Below are 12,568 nucleotides of genomic sequence, written 5' to 3' on the forward strand. Positions count from 1 at the left end.
AACCGCAAACGACATAATAAGACAAAAAGTTACAAGAGAAACATGGGAAATTTTAACGGTGTTGCATTAAATGTTGCAAGTTGCCCCGGGAAATTCTTGAAGAAATTCAGATAGTAAAACCGGACTAAACTTGCTATAATTATTTTATAAACCGGGAGGGCGGCATATTATAAATATGGGAGGAAATATGAAAAAATCAGTTTGTTTATGGGTTTTATTAATCATTATTTTATCTTTTATTGCTGTTTCCTGCGCCAAACATGTGTCTCCGGCTGCTGTTGAAGAACCGGTAATAGCAGAACTTACGGGTATGCCTACCTTTAATATTACACTTTCACCTGACTCATCCGCGACTGCCACAAGTACAGGCTCTGTTACGTCTTCTTATACGCCGACGCATACACATACTTCGACGAATACATTATCTGCAACAGCCACTTCCACGGCCACAAATACAACGGGAAGCGGCTATAGAGTTAAAAGTATTGATGTATATTCTTCGGGTATTATTAAGGCTTCAATGATATTTACTTATGAGGCGGGTGGTTCAACTCCTACCGCTCTATCTGAGATGGCGTTTGATAGTGCGGGTTCGGTTTCAATGACGGCAAGTGTAGAATTTGACTTCCTTGGAAATACTTCAAGTATGTCGGTAATTGATGATTCGGGCAATTTGATACAAACAATGAGTTCTAATTTGGTGGATGGTAAAGTTGTAAGGCAGGAAGTGCGCGACGGGAGCGGTGTGCTTTTGGAATATGCAGTTTATCAGTATGATACCGCGGATAAGCTTATAAGGAAGGATTTTTATGACGGATCGGGTACACTTTTGGGCTCGGAAGTAACAACGTATAATGCCGCAGGTTTTGAAGTTACGGTTGAAAAATATTCGGGCACTGTACTGTCTCAAAGGGATGTCAATACGTATAATGCTTCCAACCTTTTAATTAAGAAAGAAGCATATGTCAATGGATCGTTGTTTTCTTATGCTATTATGGATTATAACGCTGCGGGTAAGGTAATACTGTTTACATTATATGATGAAACAAATACCGTTATCGGAACCACGTCATATGCCTATAATTCGGCAGGTAATCAAAGCGAGGTTCATTCCGTTATGTCTTTAGCGGGTATGTCATCAAACTCGGATATATATTACACTTATAACGCGCAGGATCTGCCGGTAGAGATAAATACAACCCAGACGCTTTCCGGAATACCAATGATGACTATGAGAAGTGTTATAACATACGAAGCTTTTTGAAATTTAAACTTTGAAAGAACCGCCGGTTTTAAGCAGTTGGTTCTTTTTATTTATACGAGGTAATTGTAATAGGCGGGTTGTTTTATCTGGATGGAACATTTATAGAATAATTGGATTGGATTTGCTATAACTGCTATTAAATGTGAAGGTGTGTAGAAAATATGTAAGGGAGGAAACATGAAAAAAATATTTTCTTTACTTTTAACGGTAATTATTTTTGCGTTTGCTTTTTCGTCATGCACGAAACACGTATCCCCGACAGCGACAGAAGATCCGGTATTTGCGGGCGGTGATTACAGGATGAAATCCTATGATATGTACAGCTCCGGGATTCGTCAGGCATCAGTAATATTTATTTATGGCTCGGGCGGCATGACGCCGACAGCGGCTACAGTCACTTCATATGACAGCGCGGGTTCTGTGTCAACCACGTCAACCGTAAGTTATGATTCAATAGGAAACACTGCTGCATCGTCCGTGTACGACAGTGATGGAAACCTTATACAGAGGATAGATCCTACAATATCCGGCGGCCTTTTGACAAGGGCAGATTATTATGACGGCAGCAATAATCTTATTCAGTATGTTATATTTCAGTATAATGCGGCAGGCCAGCAGACAAGACAGGATATGTATAACGCCTCCGGAGTTTTGCAGACTTCGCAGGTGACAACATATAATACGGCAGGATTAGTAACTGCAGTTGATAATTATACAGGGGCGACGCTTGTTTCAAATACTGTAAATACGTATGACGCTTCAAACCAACTTATCAGGTCCGATTTATTTATGATGGGTTCTCTTTATACTTATGTTATAACGCAGTATGATGCGGCGGGAAATCCTACGATTGCAACTACATATGATAATACAGATACGGTTACCGGCACAACTACTATCACGTACAATTCAGCCGGCAGTCCTACTGCGGCTCATACGGATATGTCGATGATGGGTATGGCCATGAGCATGGATATAACTTATACCTATAATTCTATAGGCATGCCAATGGAGATTAATACAACGCAGAGTATGATGGGTATGGTTATGCTTGAAACAAGAAATGTTTTTACGTATGAGAATTTTTAAATAATTAAAACGGTTTAACTGTCAAAAAACCACCGGCCTTTTAGCCGGTGGTTTTTCTATTTAAACGGCTTCTTATTATGATATAATCACTTTAAATACAACCCATATACGGAGGCTTTATATGTTTCTGGTGGATGACATAAAGACAGTTTTTAAAAGAGATCCTGCCGCAAAAAATATTTTTGAAGTGATATTTATGTATCCCGGACTTCACGCCATTACGTCTCACAGAATAGCGCATTTCTTATACCGGATAAAAATACCGTTTATTCCAAGAATGATATCCGCTTTTAACAGGTTTTTTACCGGGATTGAAATACATCCGGGTGCTAAAATAGGCAAAAGGTTCTTTATTGACCATGGGATGGGTGTGGTAATAGGAGAGACCGCGATAATAGGCGATGATGTGCTTTTATATCAGGGGGTTACCCTTGGCGGGACGGGTAAAGAAAAAGGCAAAAGGCATCCCACGCTTGGCAATGACGTTGTGGTTGGTACAGGCGCGAAGGTGCTGGGCAATATTAATATTGGGAATAATGTAAAGATAGGGGCGGGGTCAGTTGTAATACACAATGTGCCGGACGGCTCCACTGTTGTCGGCGTTCCGGGTGTTGTGGTAAGGACAGGCGGGGAAAAGCCGGAATCTGACCTTATGCACGGCGACCTTCCTGATCCGATAAGAAAAGTAATTGAAGAGATGTATGAGGAAATAAGGGAACTTGAAGCAAAATGTCTGCGCTGCAACAAAGACGGGGGATTCAGCAAAGAACATCCTGACAGGGAAAAACAGATAAAAGAATTTTTTGAGGAGAATAAGTAATATATATGGCCGCAGATAAAAAACGGGCGGAAGAGTTAAAAAAACAGCTTGAATACCACAACCGAAGGTATTACATAGATGCGCAGCCGGAGATATCAGACGCGGCTTATGACAGGCTTATGAAAGAATTAATTGGCCTTGAAGAAGCACATCCTGAACTGAAAACAAAAGATTCCCCCACGCAGCGCGTAGGCGGGGCGCCTATTGACGGGTTTAAAACCGTGGCTCACAAATCGCCCATGCTTTCTCTGGATAATACGTATAACCCTGAAGACCTGCGTGAATTTGATGAGCGCGTAAAAAAAATAACCGAAAAGTACACTTATACGGTGGAATTAAAAATAGACGGTGTGGCAATCGCGCTTATCTATAAGAATGGATATTTTGAAACCGGCATCACGCGCGGCGACGGCGAACGCGGGGATGATGTGACGGCAAACTTGAAGACGATAATAAGTTTGCCGTTGAAAATTGATAATCGAAAATTGGAAAGTGTTGAAGTCAGAGGTGAAGTTTACCTTTCTAAAAAACAGTTTGAGAAGATAAATAAAGAACGCGAAGCGCAGGGTGAAGCGCTATTTGCCAATCCGCGTAATTCCTGCGCCGGAACATTAAAACAGCTGGATCCCAAAGCGGTTGCCGGGCGTAAACTTGCGATATTTACTTATTATCTGGCAGATGCTGCTAAATATGGAATAAAGACACAGTGGGAAGCACTGGAGAAATTAAAAGACGCAGGTTTTCCGGTGAATGAAAATGTAACTCTCTGTAAAAATATTGATGAAGTAATAGAAACCTGCGAAAAATGGGAAAAACGCCGCAACGAACTGCCTTATGAAATTGACGGGATGGTAATTAAAGTCAACGAGTTTGACAAACAGCAGATATTAGGAATGACTCAAAAAAGCCCGCGTTGGGCAATATCATATAAATTCAGGGCGGAACAGGCAGTCACCAGACTTAAATCAATCACTGTTCAGGTGGGCAGGACAGGGGCGCTTACTCCTGTAGCGGAATTGGAACCGGTGCAGCTTGCGGGAACAACCGTAAAACGCGCGACACTGCATAACGAAGAAGAAGTGGAGCGCAAGGATATCCGTGAAGGTGATTTTGTGGTTGTTGAAAAGGCGGGCGAAATTATCCCGGAAGTTGTAAGCGTGGTAATTAAAAAAAGGCCCGCGGGGCTTAAGAAGTTTAAAATGCCCGACAAATGCCCTGTATGCAATGAAGCGGTTGTTAAGTATGAAGATGAAGCCGTGCGCCGCTGCATAAATATCAAATGCCCGGCAATACTTGAAGGTTCTGTTATTCATTTTGCTTCCCGTGACGGGATGAACATAGACGGCATGGGACCGGCCATTATTCAGCAGCTTTTAAAAGTAAAAATGATTTCTGATTATGCTGACCTTTATAAATTAACCATATTTGACCTTGCAAACCTGGAACGCATGGGCCAGAAGTCGGCTGAAAACGCGGTTAAGGCAATTGAAGCGTCTAAGGGCAGGGAACTGGACCGGCTTATATACTCGCTTGGTATCCGCAATGTGGGAACCCGAACTGCGGAAATATTATCTGATAATTATGATACGCTGGATAAACTGTCCGGGGCATCCGCGGAAGAGCTGTCGCAGATACATGAAATAGGGCCTGTGGTCGCGGGCTGTATAGCTGATTTTTTTAAACGCAGGGAGACAAAGGATGTTATTAAAAAACTTGAGAAAGCCGGTGTTAACACCAAACGCCTTAAAGAACGCGTAACGGATAATCTTTTAAATGGCGCGGTATTTGTCTTTACGGGGGAGCTTATGAAGTATTCACGTACAGAAGCGGGCAATATAGTCAAATCGCTTGGCGGCAGGGTAAGTTCTTCCGTAAGTAAAGAGACAGACTTTCTTGTGGCGGGCCCGCAGGCAGGATCTAAACTTGATAAGGCAAAAAAACTTGGGGTTAAAGTTGTGGATGAAACGGAATTTCTTGAAATGATAAAACAGGATAATAAAAAAACGGTAAAAGCCGTTAAACCTAAGGCTGTAAAAAATAAAAGTAAGGATAAAATTCAGGGAGAGTTATTTTGAAATTTAATCTTAACGCGCGTATTAAAATGCCCGATATGAAATTCAATGAGCCTGTTTTTCTGGTTTTACTTACACTGCTGGCTTCTTTTATGCTTTTTTCCAATCTTGGCAACAGGTACATGTGGCAGGATGAAGCGCAGACGGTTTTAATCGCGCAGACAGTTGCGGAAAAAGGGCTGCCTTACGGCACGGATGGGAAAAACTTTTATTCTCAGTCTGACGGCGTGGAATATGGGGACGATTACCTTTGGAAATGGCATCCGTGGATGCAGTTTTATATCGTGGCTCCGTTTATAAAAGTTTTTGGCTTCAGTAATTTTACGGCAAGGCTTCCGTTCGCGTTATTCGCGCTGGCTTCGGTATTGCTTTCTTATTTTTTGGTAAAAGAACTGTTTAACAGTCATAGAAAAGCTGTTTTAGCTTCTCTAATACTTGCGTTATATGTCCCGTTTCTCATAATGGGAAGAATGTCCCGTTATTATTCGCCGGAGATGTTTTTCTGTCTTCTGGCGCTTTTTGCTTACGCGCGTTTTTTGAGCGGGAAAAAGGCGGCACTGCTTCTTTATTTTATTTCGCTGGTCTGTATTTTTCATACATTATATGTATATTTCTTTGTTGTTATTGCGGTCTGTCTTACGCATGTTTCCATATTTGATAAAAAGAAGGCATTGTCTCTATATGCTTTGTCTTTGGCGGCTATGGCTTTAAATGTACCGTTTCTTTTTTCAATATACAGTTTAAACATAGGCGGGGCGCATCCTAATCTGTTAAAACTGCCGCACATAATGGAATCGGCGCGAATGTACACAGCGTATATTGACGGGGAGCTTCTGCCGTGGTGGCTTCTGGCGCTTGTTGCCGTATATTTTATTATCCGCAAAAAGGTAAAAAACGGCCTGGGGACTGACGGTAAAAAATATATCAGCGGCGTAATACTGCTTATAATCTTTGTGTTTTTCAGTATTATGTTTATGTCAGTGGCGGGGCACACCCCGTTTTACCGTAACCTTGCGGCAGCTGTGCCGGTGACGGCAATAATAGCGGCTTTAATTCTGGCTCCGGCATTTCATATAAAGTTATACATGGGTATCTTTCTTACCTTTATTTTTTTAGGGGGGGGAAGCCTTCCTGAATATTTTTATGAGATTACCCATGATTATGACGGCCCGGTTGAGGGAACGGTAAAGTATTTAAATGAAAACGGGAGCGATAAAGACACTGTGCTTATTACTTACGGCGATTTGCCGCTTAAGCTTTACACAAAGATGGCTGTAAAAGGCGGCTTGACGGGTGAGGTTCTGCCGGATAAAGCAGACTGGGTGATTATAAGAAAACACGTTATGGAAGAAAAGGATAAAAAGACAGCGGATTACATAAGGCAAAAAATGGACAGAAATGAATACCGGATGATAACCATAGATTACCCGGATAATTATGATGAGAATTCTGAATTCCCGTCGCGCCACCTGTTTTGGACGGATAAAGAGGAAGACAGAGTGGTTATTTATAAGCGCGTTAAATGACAGGCGGGCTGTAATCAATCAAATAAAACGGGGAAAACATGCCGGATAAATTTTCAGATAATAAAAAGACGCTGCACGCGGTACGAACAGAGATAATTGTTTTTGTGCTGTTAATTCTTACAGCGTCAGTGCTGCTGTTTACCGGGCTGGGTACGCGGGCTTTGTGGCAGGATGAAGCACAGACTCCGTTAATAGCCAAGACTGTCATAGACAGGGGTTTGCCTTACGGGACCGACGGCCTTAATTATTTCTCGCAGGACGGGGGAATAGAATACGGCCCGGATTATATCTGGAAGTGGCATCCCTGGTTTCAGTTTTACTACCTTGCCGCGTTCATAAAGGTATTCGGGGAAAGTAATTTTATGTACCGTTTTCCTTTTGCTTTATTGGGATTGTTCTCGGTTATCGTGGTTTATTTCTATATCAGGAATCTTACAAAGTCATTTAAGAGAGCTCTGTTTGCTTCTGCCTTTCTGTTATTTTCCGTATTTTTTCTTCTGCTTGTCAGGCAGTCAAGGTATTACAGCCCGGAAATTTTATTTACCCTTATTTCCTTATTTTCATATGCTTTATATGTACGGGAAGGCAAAAAAATGCATCTTGTTGTGTGGACAGCTGTCATGACAATGCTTTTTCATACCATATATCTTTACTTTTACTCTGCTATGCTGGCTTTTTTTATACACTATGTTATTTTTGTCAGACGCAGGGATATTTCTTTATTTGCTTTTTTTGCGGGTGTTTTTGCGGTCAATACGCCATTTGTGTTTCTTCTTTACAATATTGAATTTAATGCTGCAAACAGCAATATGTTTTCGCTTATTCACTTTGGGCAGTCGGCGCTGGCGTACCTTAAATTTATTTTTCAATATGTTTTTTCCCCGCTGTTAATTGCGGCGGCGCTCCTGTTTGTTCTGGAGAAGGTTTCGCGAAAACAGCAGGTAAAGGTTCAGGATGGTATTGAATGGCTGCTTGTAATATTTGCCGTGACAGGGTTTATCTGTATTTCGGTGCTGACTGACGCGCCGTTTTTAAGAAATACGGCAGGTATCGCGGCCGCGCTTTCTGTTTTGGCAGGGCTGCTGGTATATAAGATATACGAAAGGCATAAATTGGCAGGGCTGCTTTTATCAGCCGTGCTTCTTCTTAATATGACTTTTTTCAAATATATTAAGGAACTCCGTTTGGACTGGAAAGAGGCAGGGGAGTGTATTACGGAATTTCTAAACGCAAATTCCGCACCCGGGGATGCTGTATTTATAACGTATCCTGACCTTGTGGTAAAACTTTATACAGGACTGAGAGTATATGGCGGGCTTACAGGCGAAGATTTTGAAAATGTAAAGAATCCAAAGTTTGTGGTTATCCGCAAATATATAGGGTCGGAATACGAAAAAAGGACACTTGCGTATTTAAGGTCAAATGTGGATGAAAGCAAATACAAAAAATATATTCTGCCCTGTGCTGACCGTTTTTGGGAAAACAGGGAAGACCCCGTGAACCATGATTTTGAGCCCGATGAAAAAGAGGAAAAGGTAATCATATACAAAAGAATAAGGCCGTAAATCACTCCGATAAACCCGGTAAGTATTTATCAGGGATAATAATTGTCTTTATAATACATATATATTATAATTAACAGGTTCTTAAACTGCCCGGAGGTAATAGGTTTGAAACAGCCGCTATATCTTACTTTTTTATGGCACATGCACCAGCCATATTACAAAAATGTTGAAACCGATAAATTTATACTGCCGTGGGTCAGAATGCACGGAGTTAAAGATTATTATGATATGGTTTCCATACTTGATAAATATCCCGGGATAAGGCAGAACTTTAACCTTGTGCCTTCGCTGATACTGCAGATAGAAGAATACATAGCCGGCACGACAGATATATTTATGGATATGACACGTAAAAAGCCATCTGACTTAAATGATGACGAGAGAATTTTTATACTGTTTAATTTTTTTATGGCAAATTGGGATACCATGATATTTCCTTATCCAAGATACAAATACCTGCTTAAAAAAAGGGGCGAAAATTCCCACCCGGACGAGCTTAAAAAAACCCATAAACATTTTACTGAACAGGAAATACGCGATGTTCAGACGTGGTTTAACCTTACCTGGATTGACCCTGTTTTTATGGAAATCTTTCCTGAACTTAATGAACTTAAACAGAAAGGCGAGAATTTTACGGAAGAAGAAAAGAATCACGTCCTTGACAGGCATATTGACATATTAAAAATGATAATACCAAAATACTCGCAGGCGTGGAAAGAGGGGCGTATTGAAGTTTCCACAACTCCGTTTTATCACCCCATTCTTCCGCTTATTTATGATGTAAAGACGGCAAAAACCTGCATGGAAGGGCTTCCTCTTGATTTTGAATTTTCTCATCCGGAAGATGCTGACGCCCAGATAAGAAAAGGGCTTGAGTATTTTACGGAAAAATTTGGCAGGCGTCCTGTGGGAATGTGGCCTTCAGAAGGTTCTGTAAGCAAAGATGTGCTTAATCTTTTGGCCAAAAACGGAATTAAGTGGGCGGCAACAGACCAGGAGATTCTGTATAAGTCGCGATGGATTTCCGGAGAGGAATTTAAACAGGAAACGATATACAAACCGCATCATTTTAATACCGACAGCGGGCGCGTGGATATGGTTTTCAGAAGCCTTAAGCTTTCTGACCTTATCGGTTTTTCTTACGCGTCGTGGAATTCTCAGGAAGCCGCGGACCACTTTATAAATGAACTGAAGAAAATAAAAGAAATGCTTCCGGAAGAACGCAGCTGCATAAATATAATACTGGACGGGGAAAACTGCTGGGAATACTATAACAACGACGGCAGGGATTTTTTAAACGCCCTTTATTCAAGGCTGTCGGAAACAGATGATATTATTACTTCAACCATAGGGGATATGATAACAGGATGGCAGGACGCGCCGGAAATTAAGAAGTTGTGGCCGGGTTCATGGATTAACCATGATTTTTATATCTGGATAGGGCATGAAGACGACAGAAAATCATGGAAGCTGTTAAAACGCACAAGGGAAGCGCTTGTAAACTGGGAAAAAGAACATCCCAGGGAAAGCGATAAATTAAAAAGGGCATGGGAAGCGCTCTACATAGCAGAGGGAAGCGACTGGAACTGGTGGTACGGGGATGACCATTCTTCCAAAAACGATTCCGAATTTGATAATTTATACAGGCTTCACCTGATGAATGTTTATAATATTACCGGAATGGCCATACCGGACGAACTGTTTGTGCCGATTTCAAAAGTGGACGCGGCTTTTCATGTTACTCCGACAAGGTTTATTTATCCTGAAATCAACGGCAGGATATCGCACTTTTTTGAATGGAAAGGCGCGGGTTATTTTGACCTTTCAAAAGAAGGCGGCGCAATGCATAAAATTGAGAAATTTATCAAACGGCTCTCTTACGGTTTTAATAATGATGAATTGTATCTGCGCATGGATGCCGACGGGGGAATTCATAAAGACAGCGGCCTTGAAATAGACGTAAAGTTCACGGAAGGCGAGAATTCTTCCCGGCTTAAGTTTAACACCCATGGACGCGTATTTGAATCCGTAAATGTTGAAAATGAAGGCGTAAGGTGCGCGGCTGACGGAATTTTTGAAGCTGCAGTACCTTATAAGAATTTCAGGGGGATAAAATACCCGGGTGAAATAAAGTTTACAGCTGTGATTTATAAGGATGGCGCGGAACTTGAACGCATACCTGAAAAGGGCACCGCCGTAATACACGTCCCTGACAGGCAGTTTGAAATGTATAACTGGAAAGTATAATTCAGATATAATAATCCGGAGGTAAAAATGAAAGTACTTGTAATAGGAAGCGGCGGCAGGGAACACGCCATCTGCGTCAGTATTTCCAAAAGCAAAAAGGTTACAAAAATATTCTGCGCGCCGGGAAACGCCGGCACCGCAAGGGTGGCGCAGAATGTGGACATATCGCCGGATGATTTAAACGGGCTTATGAACTTTGCCATAGATAACGCGGTTGATTTAACCGTGGTGGGGCCGGAAGCCCCTTTGGTGGCGGGAATTGTTGACCTGTTTACGGAAAATGAACTTAAGATTTTTGGGCCGTGTGAAGACGCGGCGCAGATGGAAGGAAGCAAGATATTCACCAAAAACCTGCTTAAAAAAAATAATATACCTACAGCGGAATTTGGCGAGTTTGATTCCGTAGAGCCCGCGCTTAAATACATAGATAATAATAGAAAATACCCGGTAGTGGTAAAGGCGGACGGCCTTGCGGCCGGTAAAGGCGTATTAATATGTAAAAATGAACAGGAAGCAATATCCGCGGTAAATGACATAATGGTAAAAAAAGAATTTGGAGAAGCGGGCTTACGCCTGGTAATTGAGGAATTTCTTGAAGGTGAAGAAGCCAGTATACTGGCATTTACCGACGGGCAGACCATAATACCGCTTCCGCCGTCGCAGGACCATAAGAGAATTTTTGACAATGACGAAGGTCCAAATACCGGCGGCATGGGGGCTTACGCGCCCACCCCGCTTATAAAACCGGACATGCTTGAAAAGATTGAAAGGGAGATTCTTGCTGCCACGGTTAACGGGCTTAAACGGGAAGGCATTACCTATAAAGGAATCCTGTACGCAGGTCTTATGATAACAAAAGACGGCCCAAAGGTACTTGAATATAATGTGCGTTTTGGCGACCCTGAAACCCAGGTGGTGCTTCCGCTTATAAAGAGCGATATTGTTGATATTTTTCTGGCATGCGTGGAAGGCAAGTTAAATGAGATAGAGCTTGAAATTCATAATGAAGCTGCAATATGCGTGGTTATGGCAGCCAAAGGCTATCCGGGCTCATATGAAAAAGGAAAAGAGATTAAAGGGCTGGATTCTTTTGACGGCCGTAATGACCTGATGATTTTTCACGCCGGCACAAAGCAGGAAGGTAATAAAATAATAACAAGCGGCGGCAGAGTGCTTGCTATAACCGCTATGGATACAAGTATTAACGGAGCAATAAAAAAAGTTTATGATGAAATAGGAAAGGTAAATTTTGAAGGCGCGCAGTTCAGGCGGGATATTGGGAAAAGAGCGGCGAAGTATTAAAGGCAGAGGGGCAGATGCACGGAGGGACAGAGGGACGGAAGGTTTGTTTAGATCTGGTAGGCGCACCCTTTAGGGTGCGGTTGGAGCGAGCCTGCGAGCGGAAATCCCCGGGCTTGCGCGAGTTTATGAGCGCAAGTGATAGGGGGCAGTTGGTTTGTCTTTATCTATGGGATATTGGTTAATTGTATATGGGTTAATTACTAAAATCAGGAGGTAATAATTATGAAAGCGGCGATAGTAATGGGAAGTGACAGTGATTTAACAATCATGAATGAAACGGTTGAAACCCTGGAGCAGTTTGGGATTGGGTCTTTTGTAAGTATAACTTCCGCGCACAGGACGCCTGCAAAAGTAAAAGCGTTTCTGGCGGAAGCTGACAAACAGGGGTGTGAAGTCATAATAGCCGCGGCAGGTCTTGCAGCGCACCTTGGCGGTGTTATGGCGGCTGAGACCACAAAGCCGGTTATAACCGTTCCTATGGCGGGCGGGCCTTTAAACGGCGTTGACGCTTTATACTCCATGGTACAGATGCCGCAGGGCGTGCCTGTTGGCTGTATGGCAATAGGAAAAGCCGGCGCGGTTAATGCGGGCGTGTTTGCGGCCCAGATACTTGCGGTAAAATACCCGGCGCTTAAAAAGAAACTGGCCGATTATAAAAAGAAACTTGCTAAATCTGTTGAAGA

The 12,568-nt window shown here is 42.3% G+C and carries 9 protein-coding genes; all 9 read left to right on the plus strand.

Features of this window, described 5'->3' with window-relative positions:
- The first annotated feature begins 187 nt into the window (after nt 1–187).
- Nucleotides 188–1,264 carry a hypothetical protein gene (locus JXR81_02375; protein ID MBN2753693.1) on the plus strand — a complete coding sequence of 359 codons (1,077 nt, stop codon included), beginning with the start codon at nt 188–190 and terminating at the stop codon, nt 1,262–1,264.
- A 177-nt stretch (nt 1,265–1,441) separates the two neighbouring features.
- Nucleotides 1,442–2,353, plus strand: coding sequence for a hypothetical protein (locus tag JXR81_02380; protein ID MBN2753694.1), 912 nt, complete (start codon nt 1,442–1,444; stop codon nt 2,351–2,353).
- Nucleotides 2,354–2,474: 121 nt separating this feature from the next.
- Nucleotides 2,475–3,173, plus strand: coding sequence for a serine O-acetyltransferase (cysE, locus tag JXR81_02385; protein ID MBN2753695.1), 699 nt, complete (start codon nt 2,475–2,477; stop codon nt 3,171–3,173).
- Nucleotides 3,174–3,178: 5 nt separating this feature from the next.
- Entirely contained in the window at nt 3,179–5,248 is a 2,070-nt protein-coding gene (ligA, locus tag JXR81_02390; protein ID MBN2753696.1) for an NAD-dependent DNA ligase LigA, read from the plus strand.
- Nucleotides 5,245–6,771: a glycosyltransferase family 39 protein gene (locus JXR81_02395; protein MBN2753697.1), complete on the plus strand. Its 1,527-nt coding sequence runs from the start codon at nt 5,245–5,247 to the stop codon at nt 6,769–6,771. Before ligA ends, JXR81_02395 begins: the two co-directional genes overlap by 4 nt.
- Nucleotides 6,772–6,809: 38 nt before the next feature.
- Nucleotides 6,810–8,336, plus strand: coding sequence for a glycosyltransferase family 39 protein (locus tag JXR81_02400; protein MBN2753698.1), 1,527 nt, complete (start codon nt 6,810–6,812; stop codon nt 8,334–8,336).
- Nucleotides 8,337–8,441: 105 nt separating this feature from the next.
- Nucleotides 8,442–10,583 (plus strand): glycoside hydrolase, encoded by a 2,142-nt coding sequence (locus tag JXR81_02405; protein MBN2753699.1) that lies wholly within the window; start codon nt 8,442–8,444, stop codon nt 10,581–10,583.
- A 27-nt stretch (nt 10,584–10,610) separates the two neighbouring features.
- Nucleotides 10,611–11,885 carry a phosphoribosylamine--glycine ligase gene (purD, locus tag JXR81_02410; GenBank protein ID MBN2753700.1) on the plus strand — a complete coding sequence of 425 codons (1,275 nt, stop codon included), beginning with the start codon at nt 10,611–10,613 and terminating at the stop codon, nt 11,883–11,885.
- Between the two features lie 222 nt (nt 11,886–12,107).
- Nucleotides 12,108–12,568 (plus strand): 5-(carboxyamino)imidazole ribonucleotide mutase (purE, locus tag JXR81_02415; protein MBN2753701.1); only part of this gene is annotated, 461 nt, incomplete at its 3' end.

The organism is Candidatus Goldiibacteriota bacterium (genome assembly GCA_016937715.1).
GTDB lineage: Bacteria > Oederibacteriota > PGYV01 > PGYV01 > PGYV01 > PGYV01.